At 33.6% G+C, this 22324-nt stretch carries 21 protein-coding genes; all 21 read right to left on the bottom strand.

Annotated elements, in window-relative coordinates; genetic code table 11:
• Positions 1-420: 420 nt before the first annotated feature.
• Positions 421-3972 (bottom strand): pyruvate:ferredoxin (flavodoxin) oxidoreductase, encoded by a 3552-nt coding sequence (gene nifJ, locus CIGNP109_RS07415; protein WP_086228787.1) that lies wholly within the window; start codon positions 3970-3972, stop codon positions 421-423.
• Positions 3973-4245: 273 nt separating this feature from the next.
• Positions 4246-4911: an HAD family hydrolase gene (locus CIGNP109_RS07410; RefSeq protein WP_236845068.1), complete on the bottom strand. Its 666-nt coding sequence runs from the start codon at positions 4909-4911 to the stop codon at positions 4246-4248.
• Positions 4883-5722, bottom strand: a complete 840-nt coding sequence (locus tag CIGNP109_RS07405; protein ID WP_086228786.1) for a mechanosensitive ion channel family protein — start codon at positions 5720-5722, stop codon at positions 4883-4885. Before CIGNP109_RS07405 ends, CIGNP109_RS07410 begins: the two co-directional genes overlap by 29 nt.
• A 2-nt stretch (positions 5723-5724) precedes the next feature.
• On the bottom strand, positions 5725-6735 hold the full coding sequence (locus CIGNP109_RS07400) for an OmpA family protein (RefSeq protein ID WP_086228785.1): 1011 nt from the start codon (positions 6733-6735) through the stop codon (positions 5725-5727).
• A gap of 414 nt (positions 6736-7149) precedes the next feature.
• Complete coding sequence (gene rpsI / locus CIGNP109_RS07395; protein ID WP_086225465.1) at positions 7150-7539, bottom strand: 30S ribosomal protein S9; 390 nt, start codon at positions 7537-7539, stop codon at positions 7150-7152.
• Positions 7540-7541: 2 nt separating this feature from the next.
• On the bottom strand, positions 7542-7967 hold the full coding sequence (gene rplM / locus CIGNP109_RS07390) for a 50S ribosomal protein L13 (RefSeq protein ID WP_063998780.1): 426 nt from the start codon (positions 7965-7967) through the stop codon (positions 7542-7544).
• 85 nt (positions 7968-8052) lie between these two features.
• Positions 8053-10812, bottom strand: a complete 2760-nt coding sequence (locus tag CIGNP109_RS07385) for a RecB-like helicase (protein WP_180380030.1) — start codon at positions 10810-10812, stop codon at positions 8053-8055.
• Entirely contained in the window at positions 10809-13163 is a 2355-nt protein-coding gene (locus tag CIGNP109_RS07380; RefSeq protein ID WP_086228783.1) for a PD-(D/E)XK nuclease family protein, read from the bottom strand. Before CIGNP109_RS07380 ends, CIGNP109_RS07385 begins: the two co-directional genes overlap by 4 nt.
• Entirely contained in the window at positions 13153-13686 is a 534-nt protein-coding gene (locus tag CIGNP109_RS07375) for a hypothetical protein (protein ID WP_086228782.1), read from the bottom strand. Before CIGNP109_RS07375 ends, CIGNP109_RS07380 begins: the two co-directional genes overlap by 11 nt.
• Positions 13687-13688: 2 nt before the next feature.
• Positions 13689-14291: a hypothetical protein gene (locus CIGNP109_RS07370; RefSeq protein WP_179187007.1), complete on the bottom strand. Its 603-nt coding sequence runs from the start codon at positions 14289-14291 to the stop codon at positions 13689-13691.
• Entirely contained in the window at positions 14288-14389 is a 102-nt protein-coding gene (locus tag CIGNP109_RS07365; protein ID WP_086227307.1) for a hypothetical protein, read from the bottom strand. The genes CIGNP109_RS07370 and CIGNP109_RS07365 overlap by 4 nt, the downstream gene beginning before the upstream one ends.
• A gap of 2 nt (positions 14390-14391) precedes the next feature.
• Positions 14392-14610: a DUF4006 family protein gene (locus CIGNP109_RS07360; protein ID WP_086228781.1), complete on the bottom strand. Its 219-nt coding sequence runs from the start codon at positions 14608-14610 to the stop codon at positions 14392-14394.
• 1 nt (position 14611) lies between these two features.
• A complete protein-coding gene (locus tag CIGNP109_RS07355) occupies positions 14612-15484 on the bottom strand; it encodes a cbb3-type cytochrome c oxidase N-terminal domain-containing protein (RefSeq protein WP_086227308.1) in 873 nt (290 codons plus the stop codon).
• The gene (locus tag CIGNP109_RS07350) at positions 15481-15711 is read right to left on the bottom strand and encodes a cytochrome c oxidase, cbb3-type, CcoQ subunit (protein ID WP_086225472.1); all 231 of its coding nucleotides are present in this window, start codon (positions 15709-15711) and stop codon (positions 15481-15483) included. Before CIGNP109_RS07350 ends, CIGNP109_RS07355 begins: the two co-directional genes overlap by 4 nt.
• A gap of 8 nt (positions 15712-15719) precedes the next feature.
• A complete protein-coding gene (gene ccoO, locus CIGNP109_RS07345; protein ID WP_086227309.1) occupies positions 15720-16385 on the bottom strand; it encodes a cytochrome-c oxidase, cbb3-type subunit II in 666 nt (221 codons plus the stop codon).
• Positions 16386-16395: 10 nt separating this feature from the next.
• Positions 16396-17862, bottom strand: coding sequence for a cytochrome-c oxidase, cbb3-type subunit I (gene ccoN, locus CIGNP109_RS07340; RefSeq protein WP_086228780.1), 1467 nt, complete (start codon positions 17860-17862; stop codon positions 16396-16398).
• 200 nt (positions 17863-18062) lie between these two features.
• Positions 18063-18749 carry a response regulator transcription factor gene (locus tag CIGNP109_RS07335; RefSeq protein WP_086228779.1) on the bottom strand — a complete coding sequence of 229 codons (687 nt, stop codon included), beginning with the start codon at positions 18747-18749 and terminating at the stop codon, positions 18063-18065.
• Positions 18742-19938, bottom strand: coding sequence for a PAS domain-containing sensor histidine kinase (locus tag CIGNP109_RS07330; RefSeq protein WP_236847572.1), 1197 nt, complete (start codon positions 19936-19938; stop codon positions 18742-18744). Before CIGNP109_RS07330 ends, CIGNP109_RS07335 begins: the two co-directional genes overlap by 8 nt.
• Positions 19935-20600: a sulfite exporter TauE/SafE family protein gene (locus tag CIGNP109_RS07325; RefSeq protein WP_086228777.1), complete on the bottom strand. Its 666-nt coding sequence runs from the start codon at positions 20598-20600 to the stop codon at positions 19935-19937. Before CIGNP109_RS07325 ends, CIGNP109_RS07330 begins: the two co-directional genes overlap by 4 nt.
• Positions 20600-21718, bottom strand: a complete 1119-nt coding sequence (gene carA, locus CIGNP109_RS07320; protein ID WP_086228776.1) for a glutamine-hydrolyzing carbamoyl-phosphate synthase small subunit — start codon at positions 21716-21718, stop codon at positions 20600-20602. The genes CIGNP109_RS07325 and carA overlap by 1 nt, the downstream gene beginning before the upstream one ends.
• On the bottom strand, positions 21718-22269 hold the full coding sequence (locus CIGNP109_RS07315; RefSeq protein WP_086228775.1) for a DUF507 family protein: 552 nt from the start codon (positions 22267-22269) through the stop codon (positions 21718-21720). The genes carA and CIGNP109_RS07315 overlap by 1 nt, the downstream gene beginning before the upstream one ends.
• Positions 22270-22324 lie beyond the last annotated feature (55 nt).

The raw sequence follows: 22324 nt of genomic DNA, 5'->3' as shown, positions 1-22324 counted from the left end.
AACTTTTCCTTTGTGTTAAGATTTCCCTATAAAACTTAAATCCATTTAGGGGTTGTTTTTATTATATCGAACCAAATATTAAAAAGTTTATATATGGGGGGGGGGATTTTGATAAATTTGAAGAAAATATTGCAAATTTTTAATAAATTTGAGTAATTAATTAAATTTAGATTAGATATTGTAGTTTTATAACTTGGGTATTTTATAATTTTTAGAGTGAAATTTAGATTGGATTGGATGAGATATTAAAATATTATGGGGGTGTAATTAAATTTGTGGGTTTTAGAGATTTGGGGAGGTTAATGAGTTGGCTATGGGATAAGAGTGAATTTGATAGTTTTTGGTTTATAGATAATGTTAAAAAATAAATTTGCCTACTCATAAAAATTATGAGTAGGCCTTAGTGATTAAATTATAAATTTAATTTAACTCATCGCTATAATCAGCTGCGGCTAAGCGTTTTAATTGTCTATATCGTCGCTTAGCGTCGTTTAGGTTTTTAGCAAATAGCTCATCTGCGTGACTAGGATTGATCTTTTTAAGCGAGTTATAACGAACTTCGTTTAATAAAAACTCTTCATATCTATCCCAATTAGGCTCTTTGGATGTGATTTTAAGCGGGTTTTTGCCTTGGGCTAATAGGCTTGGATCATAGATATATGTAGGCCAATATCCACAAGCTGTGGCTAACTCCGCTTGCTCTCCTGACATAGTAAGGCCACCTTTGATACCATGAGCTATACATGGAGAATAGGCTATTATAAGACTTGGGCCATCATATTCTTCGGCTGCGGTGATAGCTTTTATCACATTTGCTTGGCTAGCGTTTAGATTGATTTGGGCTACAAAGATATTGCCATAAGTCATTGAAATTTGGCCTAGATCTTTCTTTTGGACTGCTTTGCCACTAGCGCTAAATTGTGCTACTGAGCCACTTCGGCTAGATTTTGAGCTTTGGCCGCCTGTGTTTGAATAAACCTCTGTATCAAGAACCAAGACATTGACATTTTCACCACTTGCTAATACATGATCCAAACCGCCATATCCGATATCATAAGCCCAGCCATCGCCTCCAATAATCCATTGTGATTTTTTGGCTATGTATTGTTTAAGGCTTAAAAGCTCTTTTGCCCCTTCGAAATTTGAATTTGCTTCAAGTAGTGGGACTAAGGTATCTCTAATATTTTGGGTGGCTATTCTATCATTTTTATTAGCTAACCAGTCATTATATAGCGCTGCTATAGCATTTGGGGCTTTGTCTTTGGTATTTAGCATTATGCTCTCTACTCTATTGCGGATAGTTTGCATAGCTATCTCCATACCCATACCAAACTCAGCATTATCTTCAAATAGCGAATTCGCCCATGCTACACCATTGCCTGTTTTATTAGATTTTCTATATGGCGATGATGGTGCTGACCCACCATAAATAGAGCTACAACCAGTCGCATTGGCCACCATCAACTGTTCGCCAAATAGCCTTGTAACTAGAGTGATATATGGCGTTTCACCGCATCCTGGACATGCGCCGTGGAATTCAAATAAAGGTTGAGCAAAGCCAGAGCCTTTGACGCTTTGTTTGTTCATTAAATCATCTTTATAGACAACTTTTTTAAATAGATAATCTGCGTTTTCTTGTTCGCCTTTTTCTATTTCGCCATTTAACGGCACCATTACTAGGGATTTTTCTTTGCTTGGACACTCATGAGCGCATAGCTCACAGCCGGTGCAATCTAATGGGCTTACTTGAATTTTATATTTTAATCCTGTTAGCTCTTTGCCTTTGGCGTTGATTGCTCTATCTTTGACACCTTGTGGCGCATTTGCCATCTCATTTTCATCTATCAAAAACGGCCTAATAACAGCATGCGGGCATACAAAAGCACATTGATTACACTGGATACAATTCTCCTCTATCCATTTTGGCACCATCACACCTACGCCACGCTTTTCAAATTCAGTAGTCCCAGACTCAAAGGAGCCATCTTCATACCCTACAAAGGCTGAAACAGGCAAATAATCCCCACGAGCAGCATTCATAGGCTTAGCGATATTTTCTACAAAATCACTACCTCTGTATTTATCCTCTTTTATATCATCGCTTAAATTTACCCAGCTTGGATCAATATCTATTTTGACTAACTCACTAGCACCCTCATCGATGGCTCTGTAGTTCATCTCTACAATTTTATCGCCTTTTTTGTGATAGGTTTTGTAGGCATATTCTTTCATATATTTTCGTGCTTCTTCATAGTCGATGATACCTGAAAGCTTGAAAAATGCCGATTGCATAATGGTATTTGTGCGATTTCCTAGACCTATTTCATAGGCTAATTTTGTAGCATTTAGTATATAGAAATTCGCATTTTTTTGCGCTAAAATGCGTTTAACTCTATTTGGGATTTTCTCTATTGTTTTTTGAGCATCCCAAATGGAATTTAACAAAAATGTCCCCCCATCTCTTAAACCATCTACAACATCATAAATATCCAAATACGCCGCCACAGAACAGGCTATAAAATGCGGATTTGATACTAGATATGTAGAGCGGATAGGATTTTTGCCAAATCTTAGATGGCTTCTAGTATAGCCGCCTGATTTTTTGCTATCGTAAGCAAAATATGCTTGAGCATATAGATCTGTTTTATCGCCGATAATTTTGATTGAGTTTTTGTTTGCTCCGACCGTACCATCAGCTCCAAGCCCATAAAATAAACACTCTATACAATCTTCATCACTTAGCGAAATTTTATCTCCTACTGCTAGTGAAGTAAATGAGACATCATCTACTATACCAACTGTAAATCCATCTTTAGGCGTAGGTGAATTTAAATTTTCATATACTGCTAACATTTGAGCTGGATCTACATCTTTTGAGCTTAGGCCATATCTTCCACCTACTATAATCGGGGCATTATCTTTGCCATAATATGCAGATTTGATATCTAAATATAGCGGCTCACCAAGGCTTCCTGGCTCTTTGGTGCGGTCTAAAACGGCTATTTTTTCTACTGATTTAGGCATCACATCAAACATATATTTAATACTAAATGGTCTATATAGATGGACTTTTAGCACGCCTACTTTTTCGCCTTTGGAATTTAGATAATCCACAACTTCTTCAAGCGTTTGAGTAACTGATCCCATCGCTACAATCACTCTAGTGGCATCTTTGGCGCCATAATATACAAATGGTGCGTAATTTCTACCTGTAACCTTAGATATCTCACTCATATAATAAGCCACAATATCAGGGATAGCATCATAAAATTTGTTTGTTAGCTCCCTAGTTTGAAAGTATATATCATCATTTTGAGCCGTTCCTCTGATTTTTGGATTTTCGGGATTCATAGATGTGCGTCTAAACTCTTCAACTGCCTCTTTATCAAGTAATCTATCAAATACACTATAATCCATCACTTCGATTTTTTGAATTTCATGGCTAGTTCTAAATCCATCAAAAAAGTGTAAAAATGGCACCCTACCTTTAATCGCACTAAGGTGAGCTACCCCCGCTAGATCCATAACTTCTTGGACTGATCCAGTAGCGAGCATAGCAAATCCAGTCTGCCTACAAGCGTATATATCTTGATGATCACCAAAAATTGATAAAGCTTGAGCCGCCAAAGATCTAGCTGCGACATGGATCACGCCTGGTAGCATTTGGCCTGCGATTTTATACATATTTGGAATTTTAAGCAATAGCCCTTGAGCTGCTGTAAATGTAGTAGTTAATGCTCCAGCTTGAAGGCTACCATGTACCGTACCGGCCGCACCGGCTTCGCTTTGCATCTCGACTACTTTAACAGGCATCCCAAAGAGATTTTTCTTGCCTTCACTTGCCCATATATCCACATAGTCTGCCATAGGCGAGCTAGGCGTAATAGGATATATCCCAGCAACTTCTGTAAAAGCATAAGAGGCGTAAGCTGCTGCTTCATTGCCATCCATGGTTTTCATAATTTTACTCATTTGATTCCTTTCTAAGCTAAATTTTTATATTTAAGGAATAAAAATTTAAGACTTATATTAGTTTAATTATTTTTAACTTAAAGTTAGTAATTATATTATAAAAACTTAAAAAATAAGTTAACTATAAATTTATTTTTATATAAATTATCAGTTATATAAATAATACATAGCTCAAAATATGATTTTTCCATAAAATTAATATATAATTAATTAGAAAAAATTAGCCAAATTTTTTTAGCTAATTTATAAGTTTAAACAAAAAATCAATAAATTTTATGAATTAGATATCTTGATATACTCTACAGCGCTTAAAGTATCTAAGCAGACATAATCACAGATTGACTCTAAATTCTCTCTACTCTCATATCCACAAGTTACGCCAATACTGAAAATACCAGCACTCTTAGCCGCTTTAGCATCCATTGGGGTATCGCCTATCATATAGCTTTTTGGGCTTTTACCAATCGCTTCTAAAGCCTTTAGAATCGGCTCGGGATTTGGCTTTGGATGGGTTACATCATCTCGCCCTATAACAACGCTAAAATATTTTAAAATTCCTAAGTTTTCAAGTAAATTTTTAGAATATAAAGAGGTTTTTGTAGTTACTACTCCTAAATTCGCAAATTCACTAGCCTTGCTAACTGCTTCAAATCCACCGGGTAAAAGAGTGGTTTGTGCTAGGTAGTTTTGTCTATAATCATCTTTGTAAATAGCGATAAAATCAGCTATCAAATGCTCTTTAACTCCAAGTGAGCCAAACATATACTCCAAAGGATGTCCCACTAATGAGCAAATTTGAGCCTTTGTAGGCTCGGTGAGATTATAACTCCTAAAAGCCTTATAAAATCCATTTACGATAGCTTCAGTAGAGTCAATAAGTGTCCCATCAAGATCAAATAAAATAGTAGGCTTATTCATCATCTTCGCTCTCTTTCTCATATATATGATGCGTTACAAGTTGCGGATATGGGATACTAATCCCAGCTTCATCAAATGCCATTTTAACGCCTTCTAGCATAGCTGACTGCGTAGTGCTATAATTTTCATTAAGTACCCAAAATCTAGCTAATATATCAATGCTATGAGCCCCAAGAGCACTTACGAATACGCTAGGTGCGGGCTCTTTTAGAATTAACTCATTTTGATTTGCGATATTTAAGATTATATCCTTAGCCAATCTTAAATCATCTTTATAATCCACACTAAAAAGTAGCTCAACTCGCCTTGTTGGTGTTAGTGAGAAATTTATAATTTTGCTATTTATGACCTGTTTATTTGGGATAATGACGCTTTTGCCATCGCCAGTTATTAGACATATACTAAACAAATTTAACTCACTCGCTACGCCGTTATATCCACCAATATCGATATTATCCCCTATCCTAAATGGCCTAAAAAATAGAATCAAAATCCCAGCTCCGATATTGCCAAATGAATCTTTAAAGGCCATACCGATACCAAGCCCTATGGCACCAAGCATCGCTACAAATGAGGTCGTATCGATACCAAGATTTGCCAATGCTGCTACAATGACAATTATCAAAAATATTGTTTTGGATGAATTTATAATAAAACTGGCTATTAATTTATCTATTTTGGCTTTTTGTATGACTCTTTCTATAATAAGGCAAATTCGCCAAACAATCCACTTACCAATAAAAAATATAAGTAGTGAAAATATAACTCTAAGGCTATATTTAGCACAAAGTGCCAATATAGCCGTATAATCAAAATCGGTGATTATCTGCATAATTAATTACTAAATTTAGCATCAACACGGCGATTTTGTGCTCTACCCTCTTTAGTTTTGTTTGTAGCGATTGGAGATAACTCACCATAGCCTATTGTTTGGATTCTATCTTTGCTTACACCCATATTTATAAGCACATCTGCTACTGCTTTGGCTCTTTTTTCTGATAAAATTTGGTTATATTTTTCTGAACCTGTAGAATCTGTATGGCCTTCTAATACAACTTTATACTCGCTATTCATATTTAAAACTTTAGCAACTTCTTCTATTTTAGCTACAAATTTTGGGCTTAAAGTTGCGCTATCACTTGCGAAATTAGCATGTAAATTTAATCTAATTAATTTTTGACAGCCATTTTCATCCACCACGGCACCTGCTGGGGTATTAGGACATCTATCTTTGCTATTTAACACTCCATCATTATCATCATCGCCATCTACTACTTGTGGGGCGATAGGGGCTTCTTGGGTTATGGTAGGCTCGGATTTTTTGGTAGCACCAAAACTACTAGCAAAACCTAAAGTATATAAAAATGTGCTATCTCCTTCTTTGAAGTTAATAGCATCTCTTGCTTCTAATTTGATAGCAAAATTATCCACTACTTTAAATTTAACCCCCAAACCAGCTTGACCAAATCCATCATCATTGGCATCATTTGCCTCTTTACTTAGATCTTGATATCCAGCACCGGCCAAGGCATAAACAGAAAATCTATCAGTTAAAGCAAAATCTTTTACTAAATTTAAATAGTATCTAGCAATTCTTGTATCATAGCCAATTTCTTTGCCATTTTTGTCTTCAAATGTAGCCTTAGGAGTGTAATCAAAGCCAAGCTCAATTTGACTAAGCCAAGATAGATCTAAATTTCTACCTAATCTTAGACCAATTAGCTTTTGATCATCAATACCTTGAGTGCCCTCTGGGTGAGCATATCCACCAACTATGGTTAATTCATATCTATCACTTGCAAATATCGCTGACGCCGCACATAATGCTAAAATGATTTTTTTCATTTTAATTCCTTAAAAAGTGTGATTAAATGTAATGATTAATTTAAGAATAATACATTAAATCGCTTTAAAACAATATAAATTTTGTGATTTTGAATGTTTGAGATTTATAAAGATTTGGCTACTCTTTTGGGTGAAAATAACCAAAATGAAATTATCAGAAAACTTAATTTATTTTGTAATGCGATTTATGGCTTTTTCGTGATTTATGAAAGTTTAAGAAAAATAATAAAATGTGGTATCGGAGTTGGATTACAACTCCGAAACTATTACAAAAAGGAGGTTTATCTGTTGGACATCGGAATTATATGTAATCAATCTTAACTTAATAAAAATTTATTATAAATTTTTGCTAAATAAACAAAATTAAATTTAAAAAAGCTCCAAAAGCCAAAAGGCCTTTGGAAATATGAAATATTATCTTTTTGAGAATTGCGGACTTCTTCTTGCTTTTCTGCGGCCATATTTTTTACGCTCTACAACACGGCTATCACGAGTTAGAAGGCCTTGTGGTTTAAGAGCTGCTCTAAATGTTGCGTCGATAGAGGCTAAAGCTCTTGAAATTCCGTGTCTTAAAGCCTCTGCTTGAGCTGAATACCCACCACCTAAAGTCGTAGCTGTGATATCCATAGAAGTTTCTTGTTTTGTTACTAATAATGGTTGAACTACTTTAAGCTTTATAGCTTCGTGTCCGCCAAGCCAAGTATTTAGATCCATACCATTTACTGTGATTTTGCCGCTACCTGGTTTTACCCAAACTTTAGCAACTGCTGTTTTTCTCTTACCTGTTGCGTATGTTGTTGCCATTATTATTTTCCTTCTTTAGCTATTTGTGCAGTGTGCGGATGCTCACTACCAGCATAGATTTTTAATTTTTTCAGCATCTCTTTGCCTAATTTTGTCTTAGGTAGCATACCACGGACTGCTAATTTATAAAGTTTTTCAGGTTTATTAGCTAGTAAATCACCAAATTTTTCGCTCTTTACGCTACCAAAATAGCCTGAATGTCTGTGATAAAGTTTCTCTTCAGCTTTATTCGCACCTGTAAATTCTGCCTTACTAGCATTGATGATGATTACATAATCTCCGCAATCAACATTTGGGCTAAATCCTGGCTTATGTTTGCCACGAAGTAGTGTAGCAGCTTCAGTTAGCAATCTACCAAATCTCTTTCCAGAAGCATCAAGAACGATCCAATCACGCTTTACTTCATTTGGCTTTGTTATCTTTGTCATAATCTTGCCTTTTATATAATTAATTTAGGAGTGAAATTATAGCGAGACTAGTTTAAAAATAGCTGAATTTAAGAAAATTTTTATATTAGAGCTTTGAAATTTGAATTTCATCATTTAATATATAAACTATACTAGCTTTTAGCCTTTTTTGTGGGTAAATTTGAGATAAAATATCTAGATATTCTCTAACTTGCTCTTTATGCTCATCGCTATTTTTAAGAGAGCTTTTGTAGTCTATTATCTCGATTTCATCGCTATTTACGCATAATAAATCAATGCGTTTTAACACCCCATTAAATCCGATATCTTGCTCTTGATATAATCTTTTATCTTTTATGATTTCTAAAAATTGCGGGTTATTTAAAAGCCTATCAACCCTATCTTTAATATCCTTTAGGCCATCTTGGTCGATAAATGCTCCAAATTTATTATACAAGCAATTTTGAGCGATTTTAAGTGAGTTAAAATCAGCAAAATCAATGCTCTCAAGGTAATAATGCAGTGCCTTGCCAAAGTAGATAGAATCTAAATTTAAGCGCTCTTTTGGCTTATCACTGGTTAAAATCTCTTGTGGCGCAATCTTTTCAAATGGTTTAAGATGGGTTATTTGTGGCTTGGACTCTTGCTTTTTGTCGCTATTTGGTTTGATAATCCCTAATTTGCATTCATCTAAATTTAGATATTCTACCTTTTGACCATTTGATTCATACATAGTAAAATATGAGATATTGTTGCCATTTGGATTATCTTTGGCTAAGATTATTAAGCTATGTTTAGCCCTGGTTAATGCTACATAAATTTTATTTATAACCTCTTTTCTATCAAGCTCTTTTTGTCTATCTTGAAGCTGGATATAATTCTCATCGCCCAAATACTCAAACACCTTATTAGCTAACCTTATATCCCAGCTATCTGTGTCTAGATTATACTCCATTAAAAATTTATCTTTTTGGCTATTTTCTTTTCCTATATAATCAAGCACGATAACATGGTCAAATTGCAGCCCTTTGCTCTTATGAACGGTCATTATCGTTATGCCTTTTTGGCTATTTTTAGCACTGGTTGTCTGGTCGTTATCGATATTAAAAGCAAAGTCATATATATCGCTATATTTACTACTAATCTCATATAGTTTCAATAGATCAACATCGCAAGGCTCAAGCTCAAGGTATTTAGCGATGAATTTCAGAGTTTGAGCTACGCTAGCATCGCTTTTTAACTCTAGTTTGGCTTTTTTGGTTTTGGTTATCTCATATTGAGTTTTTTGGTATATCCTATCACCAAAAATAGAGTATTTCAAAAATGCCACCGCCGCCGCTACATTGGCACTTTTGATAAGATTATTTGTAGTTTGGGTAGATACTTCTAAGCCTTTAGCTTCTAAATAGTCTTTGATATTATAAATATCGCTATTTTTCCAACAAAGTATCGCCATATCTTTATGTTCTATACGGTTATCTTCGAGTTTTTTTATGCTATCATAAATCGCCTCTAAATACTTATCTCTATCAAATTTAACAACCCCTACATAGCCATCATCTTTGCTATTTGGAATTTGGTTTATGTAGTGTGGATATTTGTCTTTAAATTTACCATTTACATATTCTACTATCTCTTTATCGCTGCGATAATTTTTATCTAGGCTTTGAGCTTTTATCTGTGAAAAATCCTCTTTGAGCTTATTAAACAGCTCACTTTGACCCCCACGAAATCTATAAATACTCTGTTTTATATCACCAACATAAAAAAAGCTCCCAATACCATTTTGACCTTCGCCAGAGAGAATTTCAGCTATGAGTGGTTTTAATATCTCATACTGCTTGATATCAGTATCTTGAAACTCATCGATCAAAATATGCCTGATCTTAGCATCAAGGCGAAAATATAGCATATCGATATTTTGCTTGTTTTTGTTAGTTAGAAGCTCATTAACCCAATTTGTGATATCGGCAAAACTTAGGCTATTTTCACGGCGATTTACATTGGTAATTGCTTTTTTATAGAGATCCACAAAATATGAAATTTGAGATATTTCATATTTCTCAAGAGCTAGATAATACTCTTTTAAAGCACTTATAAACTCATCTCTAGCGGCGTTAAATTCGGCGTTGTCTCTTACTTTATTAAAATATTTTTTATCTATATCTTTTACAACCGCTTTTTCAACTATCTCGTTTAAGCTTAAATTTTTATTAAAATTCTTCACATAATTACTATCGCTACTCAATTTTAATGCTACATCACATAACTCATTATATCTATCCATTGCGTTTTTAGTGCTTGGGAATGGGGCGTCTAATTTATCAAATTTAGTTTGTGAGAGTAGAGCAAGCTTTTCAAAAAGGGCATTTTCTTTGCTATTTGTATAATATAGATATTTTGCTACTTTACTCATCATTGAATTTGAGTTTAAGAGCCTTTTAAACTCATTTTTAACATCAATGCTATTATCATTAAGAGAGTTAAAATCTGGCATAAGACCTAAATTTAAGCTAAACTGCCTAAGAATCGTAGCAAAAAAGGAGTCAAATGTAGATATCTTTAACTCACTTGATAAAAAATCAGCCATAAATTTATCTCTAAGCGCCAAAACTTCTTCTTTTGATATACCTAAAAGCTCGCAAATCGCATTTCGCTCGCCATCGCACTTGCTTGAATCTAGATTACAAAATGTATCTGTGATCCTGTGCTTCATCTCGTTTGCGGCTTTGTTTGTGAATGTTAGGGCTAGAATTTTACTTGGGTGATTGCCTTTTAATAATAGAGCGATATAGCGAACTGATAGAGCAAATGTCTTGCCGCTTCCCGCACTCGCTTCCAAGCACAAATAATTTTCAAATTTCATCTTAATCCCCTTAAACATAGAGATTTATACGGGCATATATCGCAATGTTTTGTATCTTGATAAAATTCAATTTGGGTATTATTTTCCTTTTTTAACTCATCTAAAACTTCGATTAATTTATCAATGTCGGCTTTGCTATTGGTAAATTTATTATCATCAAATGAGTAGAAATACCCCTTGGCGGTTTTATCAAATTTCGCTTGATACAAAAGCTCATAAAATGCTAGCTGTAAGGACTTTTCATCTGCTTTTCCGCTCTTATAATCAATAAGCCAAATATCATCACCATTGATATCTATTCTATCAATCTTGCCTTTGATAGGAATACCATCAAACTGGGTTTCAATATTCATCTCACATTTGCTAACGCTAAATCCATCTTTAAAATGGCTATTTTGACTAGATGCGAACTCATCAAGTTTTAGCTTGAAAATCTCGCTTTTTAGCGTGGTATCTTTTTGATATTTGCTATATATCTGTAAAAACTCGCTTTTATCAAATTTATATTTTGATTTGGTGAAATACTCTTCTAAGGCTTCATGTATCAAATTACCAAAATCTAGCGCATCCCTATCATCAAATCTAGACTCTTCAATATTTTTGATATATTTATAATAATACCACCTTTTGCATTTAAGATAGGTATCTAAGCGAGTAAATGAGAGAGGCCAAGCAAAAAAATCGTGAGTTTCTACAATATCCCTAGGCGTCAAATCAATAGCAATTCCACCTTGACGCAAGGCGTTTTCATATGAAATTTGCGAAATTTCAATCTTCTTAACGCCCTTAAAATCCTTAATAAATCTAGATACGATATTCTCATCATTTTCAACATAGCTGATAGATACCCTTTTGGCTCTATTTATCAAGCTTTCATAGTAAAATCTCTGTAAATTCTCCCTATCGCTATGACTGATTAAACCAGCATTTTTTCTCACTACTGAGCTTAGGAACATCTCTTTTTGGCTTCTTTTAGGCACTAAAGAGTCATTGAAATCTACAATTACAATCCCATCATAAGCTCTAGAACGACTCTCTAAAACACCCATTACAGTAACTAATCCACCACCAGTCATACTCTCTTTTTTATTGGCAAAATTTAACAAAAATAGCTCAAGAAGTTCACTAAATTTAAGTTCAATCTCTCTTAAAAGATTTTTAATATTAAAAAGCTCAGTTTCTATAAACTCAGCAATTTCAGTGCTTTTTTTGATATCACTTAGTAGCAACTTCATAACGCTCTCAAAGCTTTCAAAACTCACTTTTGAATAAAATATTTCTTTAATATGATTATAAATTTGGGTTGATAAATTAAAGCTATTTAGCGTAGCAAGTATTTGATTTGGACTTGGTGTCTCTTTTATATAATTTGGGTTAAATTTATAATCAAGCTCTTGAATAATAGCTTCTTTTAAAGAGTGTAAAAATATACAAATTGGATCATTGCGTAGGCTTTTACCCATAGCATAATTTAGCATATTATTTTCATCTAGATTTTGCAACACCTCTGCAAAGCTCTCATCAGGTAGTATAACAGCGATATTTTGTGGTTTTATCCCATCTCTTATCATATTTGATATCTCATCAAAGACAAAGGCCGCTTGTAAGCTACGAAGAGAAAATCCCATAATATTTATATTTGGGTTTTGGTTTAGTTTGGTCTTGCTTTCTATGGATTTATCGCTTAAATTTAGCTTATAGTTATGGCTGGTTTTGAAATTTAAATTTGTAAAATTTTTTATCTTTTCTATCGTTTTTTGGTTAAATTTACTACAATCTACACTTAAAATCAACTGAGTTTGCTTAGCGATTTTGGTTAAAATCTCCCACTCTAATGAGGTTAAAATTCCATCAAGCCTAAACTCAATCCTATCAAAATTGCTAATAAAATTTGAGTTTATTTCATAACATTCACTAAGTGTAATATCATCGTATATATTTGATGAATTTAGACTATCTTTATAAATTTTCCCTAAATTATCTAAAATTGTTAAATGTTCATCATAGCTAGCATAAGTATCAGCACTACTTAAATTAATTACGGTACACTTTTCTCGGCTAAGCTCCTTAAAAAATGAGAATAAATAGTGCGAATTTTTAAGAAAAATTAAAAATTCATTTTTTATATTTAAAATTTTGGAGATATTCTCTACTCTAGCTACAGCATTACGCATATGCAGCAAGCACTCAGTATCGCTAGCACGGCGTTTATTTGGCACATATGTAACCTCTTCAAAAAACTCAGCCGTACTAATAGCCTTTGGTAGAAGCGAATTTAAACTTAGCTTACTAGCATAAAAATCCCGCACATTCCTAGAAGTACTAAAGACAAAAAGCGATCTATTTTGCATATAACTCTACTTGATAAAATCCAGTTTTATTATCATCAACTATAATCTTGGCTTTAATCTGCCATCTACCTGCTTTGGTTAAATTTAGATCATTTATAGCCAACTTGCCATTAATATTTTGCCCATTTAGCTCTCTATCAAATTCACTGCTATCTGGACGAGTTAGCAATATCTTAGAGCTATATTTAGTAGCATTTGTATCAAATTTGATATTAAAGTTTTGATTTAATGGGACTATTGTAGCAGTTTTACCTTTGCGAAGTTTTTGAATTTCATTTGGCAATATCTTGGTGTTTAGCTCAATTTGCGGAGTTGTATCAAAGGCAAAATCACGATTAAAATTTGCTTGAGCCGCTTGAATTTCATTAAAATTATTATCAACTTTTTGATATTTATCAAAGTAATAATCATCCATATGCACAGGATAATCAAGCGAATAATATATAGTGTAAGCACATGAACATACTATGGCAAATATAGAGATTACAATTCCGTATGGCCAAAATGTTTTACGATTTTGCATTATTAACCCTTATTAAATTTACGAAAAATTAAAACAATAATCACAAGAATAATTGAACCATATATTAAGTATCTAAAGATATTTATAGTATCTCTATTTTGTGAGCCTATTGAATTTTCTAAAATAATATTTTTGCTAGCTGCTATTTGATCGGCTATATCAGCATAACCATTTAGCATAGAGGAATTATAGATATCTTTACCTTTATTTTGTGTTAATAGTGGAATTATTGAACCAGTTTGTGGAAATGGGCTTAATACTGCCTCTTTATCAAAAAGCATTAAAGCATCATTTGAAGCAAATATATCAAGCTGACCAGCCTTGCTAGAAAAATCCTTAGGAATAATAGCTAAAACAACATATGGTGCTTGAAGTGTTTTAATATGAGAACTAGCTATATCTTTTAAATTTATCCCTTTTATATTCTCTGCAGTCAATAGATCTAGACTAACTCCAGTTTTGCTCTTAAGTTCTTTACCGATTGAATTTAGCTTAATCTCCACAGCCTCACTGATAATATTAGCATTATCAATTACAGCTCCATACGCACATATATTAAGCAAAGCGGCAATAAAGCCGCTTTTAAGAATATTAAATACTCTCATCCGATGAAAAGACTATTTGGTGTAAGCACTGACCAAGCAGTTATAGCCGCAGCAATCACAAGTCCAATTACAATCAATGATTCTAATAGATTAGACATATTTACTCCTTAATTACCATAACTTCAGCAGCTTTTTCAACACTACTTTTCATCTCTACAGATGTAGGATTTACTAGTTTATATGGCTTTTGCATTACATCTTGCTGAGCCACTATACCTAGATATGTAAGCACAACTAATATAGATAGCAAAAGAGCAGTAGCAATCAGCATACCAGTAACTCCGCTTAATGAAAATACAGATCTATTTGTGTTTTCCATATTATTCTCCTTTTGAAAGCGAAATTATATATTCGCCAACAGCTTTTTCTTGAGTAGGATTAATAAGTCCTGTGCCAGTAAATTTAGGCATATGGCCAATATCCCCTGTTTTGCCACGAGCTAAAACCTCTACTACAAAATCACTTGAGCCATATTTAGTAAGATCTGGAGCCATTCCATCCATACCTTTGCCATCTTCACCATGGCAAGCCGCACAAGTAGCCCACGCTGCACGACCAGCTTCTACTAAGTCTTCATTTACTGTGGATTTAATAGCTGATATCTCTTTAGCAGTAAATGCTGCTAGTGCCTTAGCAGTAGCTTCATCAATACCATTATCAGCTGCACTTAACATATCGCCAAGCGGGTATCCTAAGCCTTTTGAACCTTTGATGATAACATCATAAATTCCTTTTTCGCTACCCCACTCTATTAGGTTAGCTGCTTTACCATTAATACCATCACCTGTGATTCCATGACATGAGGCACATTGAACCAAAAATACTTGCTCGCCAATTGCTTTTAACTCATCTTGAGTAGCATTTTGGAATTTAGCTTGGAAGCTTGCGTTATATTTTTTGACCTCTTCATTATACTCACCAATTTGTGAATATGAATTTAAAGGATATCCAGCTAGAAAATACCAAATTGCCCATACTATAGTAAGAACAAATACAACAGCCCAACCAAATGGAAGCGGATTTTTATATTCACCAATTCCATCCCAGTTATGCTCACTTAGCTCACCGCCCTCTTTTTTCACTTTCATCAGTTTAAATAGCCTACCTACGACAACTAATGTCAACAATACGATGGCTATAGCACCAAGAATAGAAAGCGAATTTACACTGTCTTCTAGATTAAACCATTTCATTTTTTAACGCTCCTATTAGTATCTTTGCTAGAAGTAGAGACACTCTCAAGAATTTCATCTTGCAAATCATCATTCAAGGCTAAATTTGAGTATTTTTCATAATCTCTTCTACCAGTTTTTTCTGATTTTTTTAGATGAAACCAATAGCTATATAGTATAACTACCATAGCTATTAACATTATATAAAAGCCATAAGCTTGAATCTCTCTCATAGTCTCTACACTCATAACAAACCTTATTTTAAGCTATTTAAATATGCAATCAATGCAACTATTTGGCGGATTTCGCCTCTAGCAAATGCATCTTTTACATCTTGATCTTTCATCTGGCTTACGATAGCCTCCGCTTCTGCTCTTACCTCTGCTTGAGCCTCTTCCCAGCTACCTAGCTTTGGCATTCCTTCCATATCATAAGGAACATTAAATACTTTTTTAACTGTAACAGCTTCAGCATAAGCAGTCTCTATGTCTGCATTTTTATTAAACATATGAGCATAAGCAGGCATAATAGATCCTGGAACTACGCTTACTGGATCTTTCATATGATTTTCATGCCAGTCAACACTTCTATAATTACCAATTCTAGCTAGATCTGGACCAGTTCTTTTTGATCCCCATAAAAATGGTCTATCATAAGCAAATTCACCACTTACTGAATACATACCATATCTATCTGTTTCAGATTTAAATGGTCGAATTAGCTGAGAGTGGCAAGCATTACAGCTATCAGATATATATACATGTCGACCAGCTAATTGTAATACTGTATATGGTTTTTTGTGCTCTACAGGTCTAGCACGATCAGCAAAATCTGGCAAAATTTCAACAATACCAGCATATGCTATAAAGATAAACACAAATACCGCAAAAAAGAATGGATTTTTCTCTAACCAACTAAACATACATCCCTCCTTACGCAGCCATTGGTGAAGCACTTACTGGCTCACGATCTATAGGCTTACTTGATGAGATAGATTTCATAATATTGTAAGCAAACATAAAGAAACCGATTAGATATAATAAACCACCGATAGCTCTAATCCAATAATATGGGATAAGAACAGTAACTGTATCTATAAATGAATAAGCAAGATTACCATATTCATCTGTAGCTCTCCACATCATACCTTGTGTGATACCAGCGATCCACATAGATGCAAAATATAGTACGATACCTGTAGTTTGGATCCAAAATTGTGCTTCCATTAAAGATTTACTATATAGCTCACGTTTAAAAATACGTGGAGTCATATGGTATAGTGCAGCCATAGTCATAAATCCAACCCAACCTAAAGTACCATCATGGACATGTCCAGGAATCCAATCTGTAAAGTGCGCTAGAGCATTTACTGATTTTATTGAAAGAATTGGTCCTTCTAAAGTAGAGAACATATAGAATGTAGAGGCTAAAACCATAAATTTAATTAGTGGATTATCTCTTAATTGTCCCCATTCGCCTTTCATTGTTAAAAGCATATTGATAGCAGAACCCCAACTAGGTAGGATAAGAACTATAGAAAATATTGATCCCATAGTCTGCATCCAATCTGGAACAGTAGAGTAAATAAGGTGGTGACCACCAGCCCAAAGATATACAAACATTAAACCCCAAAATGAGAATAGAGATAACTTATATGAAAAGATTGGCTGACCACTCTCTTTTGGTAGGAAGTAATAAATTTGAGCAATAATTGCAACTGTAAATACAAACGCAACCGCATTGTGTCCAAACCACCATTGAACTAGCGCATCATTTGTACCTGCATACATAGATACAGAGTGTATCCAACTACCCATACCAGATACCAAGCGAGTAGGTACTTCCATATTGTTAAATAGATATAGCATAGCTACGCCAAGGAATGTAGCAATGTAATACCATAAAGAGATATATAGAGTTTTTTCACGGCGAATTCCAATAAGCCCAAATATAGAAATCCCCCATAAAACCCACACAACAACAACTATAATATCAATTGGCCACTCAAGCTCTGCGTACTCTTTAGATGTAGAAACACCAGCAAAAAGAGTTACAACAGCTAAAGCTATAACCAATACATATAGCCAGAAGTGAAGCTTACCTATGAACATTAGAAATTTAGATTCGCTCATAGATACTTTAAGCACTCTTTGTCCAATATAATACCAGGTAGCAAAAATACCTGACAACATAAATCCGTAAATCACACCGTTTGTGTGAAGTGGTCTAAGACGGCTAAATGTTCCATATTCACCAGCTAGATAGTTAAGGTCTGGGTAAGCCATTTGAAAGGCTATCAAAGTACCAATACCCATACCAACTATACCAAAAATAATAGTGGTAAACATGAAGTACTTAGCGACTGTATAGTCGTAGTTCAATGCATTACTTGGCTGCATTAAAAGTCCTCCTGTAAAGTTTGTTATCTTTTTGAAAAAAATACTTTTAATTATATGGTAAATAAAATATAAATTAACTTAAAATAATGAAAAAATATCAAAAATTAATTTAAAAGATTTTAAAAAGAGTATAAAAATATGGAGTTACCATACTTTAAAGCAACTCCGATAATTTTAAAATTTTAGATAGATTTACAAAGTTACTCATCTTTGGTAGTGATTTTATAGCCAAGACCTGGAATATTCTTAATTAAATTCGCTCCAACTTTATCACGAATTCTTTTTATAAAGGTTCTAATAGCTGCATCACTTACCTTCTCTCCTGTCCAGACGCTTTGTTTAATCTCTTCATGTAAGACTAATGTATCAATCCTTTGAGCTAAAATCGCTACAAATGCTAGCTCTTTTTTAGTCAGCCCAATCTCCTCACCAGCACTATTTATTAGAACTCTTTTGGTTTTATTAAATTTAAATCCATTTCCAATCTCTATCTCAGATGCTACGCCAATTTTCTCTTTAGCAAGCTTACAAGTAGCATCAAATAACTCTTCGATATCAATTGGTTTAATTAAATATTTATCAATTCCTACATCAATCGCACTTAGCAATCTCTCCTTTTGGCTAAAGGCACTTAGCACCATAACAGGTGTAAATCTAGATATGCACTTAATCTCTTTAGCCATCTCTAGACCATCCATTATAGGCATTACTATATCTGTAAGTACTAAATCTGGGTTGTATTTTTTAAATTTTTTTAGCCCTTCATCGCCATTTCCAGCTACAATTACCTTTTTAAAAACATCCTCCATGACATTAGCTATTGAAGTTCTTATTTTCTCCTCATCTTCGACAAACAAAACAGTTAGGTTTTTTAGCATATCATTCATCATTATCTCCGTTTAATGGTATTTTAATTTCAAAGCAAGCGCCATTTTCAAGGTTACTTACACTAATTTGACCTTGTAATTTGCTCACAATTCTCCTAACAATATATAACCCCAAACCTGTTCCTACATTTGGATGCTTGGTAGTAAAATATGGATCAAATAACTTATCACTCACACTATCTTCTATCCCACCAGCATTATCAGAAATCGTGATTATAGCATATTTGATCTGTTTATTTGTATCATTTTGAATATATGCTCTTACATTTACTCTCTTATCTTTTATATTATGCTGAAAAAAAGCATCTTTTGAATTTGAAAATAGATTTATAAATATCTGAGCCATCTCATTTTGACGCCCTACTATATAGATGTTATCATCTATATCTATCTCGAGTTTTATAGATGCATTTTTAAAAGTATTCTCTACCATTAAAATCGCATCTTGAGCAGCATCTTTAAGAGAAAATCTTTCATCATCACCATTATTAGTAAAAAAATTTCTAAAGTTATCAATAATACTACTCATTCCTTTAATCACAGCCTTTGAATGCTCATAAATCTCAATAAATTGTGAGCTTGGCTCTTTAGTGCTTTGTTTGAGTTTATATAAATTTATACTTAATTCATTTAAAGGTTGACGCCACTGATGTGAAATATTAGCCAGCATTTCACCCATATTAGCTAGGCGGCTTTGCTGAAACATTAACTTACTTTGTTCTTCATTTTTAGCCACCTCAATTGCTACACGCTCTTCTAGTTCTCTATTTAGTTCAACTAATTTTTTAGTCTTACGCAAATCATTTTGCGCCCTCATAAGCCTTTCATTTAACTCAATCATCTCAGTAATATCATAACGAATCGCCACAAATTCCTCAATTTCATTATTATTATCTAAAATCGGGATAATCGTAGTATTTAGATAAACAGCTTTGCCATCTTTGGTTCTATTTTTAATCAATCCTTTGTAAATTTTTTTATTTAAAATCGTCTCCCAAAGACGTTTAAAATATTCAGCTGGCACATCTGGATGACGAACGATATTATGCGATTGTCCGATTAACTCATCTCTTAAATAGCCACTAATCTTACAAAACTCATCATTAACAAAAGTTATAATCCCATTTATATCAGTTTTTGATACGATATTGCTCTCATCAATGGCTCTTTGATATTGTTGTAATTTCATTTTAACACCATGAATCCTAAATATAAAAGATAAATTCCATACCCAAGCATAATCAAAAATGAAGCTAAATTTATATAATTTTTAAATTTATTACTCAAAGTTGACAAAATCCATCCCGATCCCATCATTACCGGAATTGTACTAAGACCAAAAATAGCCATAATAATCGCCCCATTTACCAAAGACCCACTTCCAAGAGACATAGCTAAAAAATAATATACGACCCCACAAGGTAAAAGTCCATTGAAAAATCCTAAGATTAAAAATGAGATAGTACTATTTTTTTGTCTAAATTTACCAAGTAATGGTATAATCAATGAGCTTAATTTTTGATTTTCAATACAAGAAAGGAGTTTACCTCTTTTAAAAATGCCAAAAGCCAAAATAATTAAAACTACTCCGGCAAAAAATATAAGTAAACCCTTGCTAACACCGCTAAAGATAACTGCTGAGCCAAAAAGTCCAAACAAAAGACCCAAAATTACATAAGCTAAAACCCTACTAAGATGATAACCTAAAGATAAAATTAGTCTAGTTGTTCTATCTTTTTGACTAAGCTTTACAGCATAAGCTACTACAAACCCGCCACACATACCAATGCAGTGCGAAAGGCTAAAACCAACCGCAAGTGTAATAGTAGCAAGGATGGTAGTAAGCTCCATTATAGAATTTCTATAAATTTCTTAAATATATATTTGCTCTCATTTGGGCCGCTGCTTGCTTCTGGGTGATGCTGAACTGAAAATACTTTTCCACTATTATAACATACCCCTTCAATAGTATTATCAAAAAGATTTCTATGGGTAATTGTAGCTACTTCGCAGATATTCTCTGGAACATTATAGTTATGATTTTGCGCTGTAATCTCTATACTTTTTGTCTCTAAATTTTGAACTGGATGATTGGCTCCATGCTGACCAAATTTAAGTTTATAAGTCTCATAACCATAAGCATTTGAAAGCAACTGATGACCAAGACAGATACCAAACATCGGAATATTAGCTGCTATTAGTTTTTTAATCTGAGCAATCTCATTAACTAGCATTCTAGGCTCACCAGGACCGTTACTTAGAAATACTCCATGAATTTGACCTTTATTAAATTTGTCAATTAAAACTTCACCTTGCACATCGTGCGGATATACTTCAAGTTCAAGACCAACGCTACAAAGCTCATTTAATATATTTCTTTTAACACCATAATCAATAACGGCAACTCTTTTACCAATTGAATTTACACTACCATAAGCTTGGTTTTTATGCTCCCATCTTGAAGCAGTGTGAATATATGGCTCTTTTGTGCTTACGATACTTACGTAATTTATCTCATCGATTCTAGCACTACTTTCTAAAGCTTTTTTAAGCTCATCTTTATCACTAATCTCAGTTGAGACATATACTCTTAAATTTCCACTATCTCTTAACATCTTAGTTAAATATCTTGTATCTATATCATACACGCCAAATTTGCCTTGGTCATAAAAAAACTTTTCAATATTTTGTGTTGATCTAAAATTACTTGGATTGGCATTAAAATTACGCATAAATACGCCACTTGCGTGAATTTTGTTACTTTCTGTATCATCATCATTTATACCTACAATCCCAATTTCAGGCATAGTAAATACAATAAACTGTCCAGCATAACTAGGATCTGTAATAATCTCTTCATAGCCAGTCAAAGATGTATTAAACACAAGCTCGCCAAAAGCACTTCCACCCTTACCAAAAGCCTTAGCTTCTAAATAAACACCATTTTCTAAATAAATATATGCTTTCATTATATCATTCCTCTTTTGCTAAGCTCTTCTTCATAGAGTCTTTCAAATATCAAATCATACTCCTCAGTGCCTGGTATTAGCTTTTTCTTATAGTTTTCTAATCTATCTGCTACGCTATCTTCGATAGCTTCATACTGTTTTAAATAGCTCTCTATTGCGCCATAGATCAAATTTTTAACCCTATTTTCTGAAACGCTATAATCGATTAAATTTTCTCTCCATAATCTTTGTAAAATCTCATGCGATAGACTACTATAACGGTCATCATATGAGAGCATTACTCCAAACTCTTTGGCTAATTTTTTCTTAATCAACCAAAACATATTCTTGCGATCAATTTGCATAAAATCGATCTCATTCTCATTTTGTTCCAAAAGCTCTTTTACACGCTCTTCTAGGGCTCTTTCTTTATTTATATCAACACAAAGAATCTCTCGAGCAACGGCAGTTATAGGCTCTGTACCGCTTTTGAATTTAACAAAACCAGAGCTTAAGAGATCAGTTGTAATCTTTCTTGCTATATATGGAGCATGTGGAAGTTTAATACGCATTTAAATGACCTTTATAAATTTTTGACTAATTTTATCAAAAAAATATATAAAATCA

The sequence above is a fragment of the Campylobacter sp. P0109 genome (genome assembly GCF_002138755.1).
GTDB lineage: Bacteria > Campylobacterota > Campylobacteria > Campylobacterales > Campylobacteraceae > Campylobacter > Campylobacter devanensis.
This window is presented reverse-complemented; position numbering and strand designations above follow the sequence as displayed.

Coding starts and splice junctions, on each gene's coding strand:
- nifJ (WP_086228787.1), bottom strand. CDS start 3,972: ATGAGTAAAATTATGAAAACCATGGATGGCAATGAAGCAGCAGCTTAC.
- CIGNP109_RS07410 (WP_236845068.1), bottom strand. CDS start 4,911: ATGAGAAAGAGAGCGAAGATGATGAATAAGCCTACTATTTTATTTGAT.
- CIGNP109_RS07405 (WP_086228786.1), bottom strand. CDS start 5,722: ATGCAGATAATCACCGATTTTGATTATACGGCTATATTGGCACTTTGT.
- CIGNP109_RS07400 (WP_086228785.1), bottom strand. CDS start 6,735: ATGAAAAAAATCATTTTAGCATTATGTGCGGCGTCAGCGATATTTGCA.
- rpsI (WP_086225465.1), bottom strand. CDS start 7,539: ATGGCAACAACATACGCAACAGGTAAGAGAAAAACAGCAGTTGCTAAA.
- rplM (WP_063998780.1), bottom strand. CDS start 7,967: ATGACAAAGATAACAAAGCCAAATGAAGTAAAGCGTGATTGGATCGTT.
- CIGNP109_RS07385 (WP_180380030.1), bottom strand. CDS start 10,812: ATGAAATTTGAAAATTATTTGTGCTTGGAAGCGAGTGCGGGAAGCGGC.
- CIGNP109_RS07380 (WP_086228783.1), bottom strand. CDS start 13,163: ATGCAAAATAGATCGCTTTTTGTCTTTAGTACTTCTAGGAATGTGCGG.
- CIGNP109_RS07375 (WP_086228782.1), bottom strand. CDS start 13,686: ATGCAAAATCGTAAAACATTTTGGCCATACGGAATTGTAATCTCTATA.
- CIGNP109_RS07370 (WP_179187007.1), bottom strand. CDS start 14,291: ATGAGAGTATTTAATATTCTTAAAAGCGGCTTTATTGCCGCTTTGCTT.
- CIGNP109_RS07365 (WP_086227307.1), bottom strand. CDS start 14,389: ATGTCTAATCTATTAGAATCATTGATTGTAATTGGACTTGTGATTGCT.
- CIGNP109_RS07360 (WP_086228781.1), bottom strand. CDS start 14,610: ATGGAAAACACAAATAGATCTGTATTTTCATTAAGCGGAGTTACTGGT.
- CIGNP109_RS07355 (WP_086227308.1), bottom strand. CDS start 15,484: ATGAAATGGTTTAATCTAGAAGACAGTGTAAATTCGCTTTCTATTCTT.
- CIGNP109_RS07350 (WP_086225472.1), bottom strand. CDS start 15,711: ATGAGTGTAGAGACTATGAGAGAGATTCAAGCTTATGGCTTTTATATA.
- ccoO (WP_086227309.1), bottom strand. CDS start 16,385: ATGTTTAGTTGGTTAGAGAAAAATCCATTCTTTTTTGCGGTATTTGTG.
- ccoN (WP_086228780.1), bottom strand. CDS start 17,862: ATGCAGCCAAGTAATGCATTGAACTACGACTATACAGTCGCTAAGTAC.
- CIGNP109_RS07335 (WP_086228779.1), bottom strand. CDS start 18,749: ATGAATGATATGCTAAAAAACCTAACTGTTTTGTTTGTCGAAGATGAG.
- CIGNP109_RS07330 (WP_236847572.1), bottom strand. CDS start 19,938: ATGAAATTACAACAATATCAAAGAGCCATTGATGAGAGCAATATCGTA.
- CIGNP109_RS07325 (WP_086228777.1), bottom strand. CDS start 20,600: ATGGAGCTTACTACCATCCTTGCTACTATTACACTTGCGGTTGGTTTT.
- carA (WP_086228776.1), bottom strand. CDS start 21,718: ATGAAAGCATATATTTATTTAGAAAATGGTGTTTATTTAGAAGCTAAG.
- CIGNP109_RS07315 (WP_086228775.1), bottom strand. CDS start 22,269: ATGCGTATTAAACTTCCACATGCTCCATATATAGCAAGAAAGATTACA.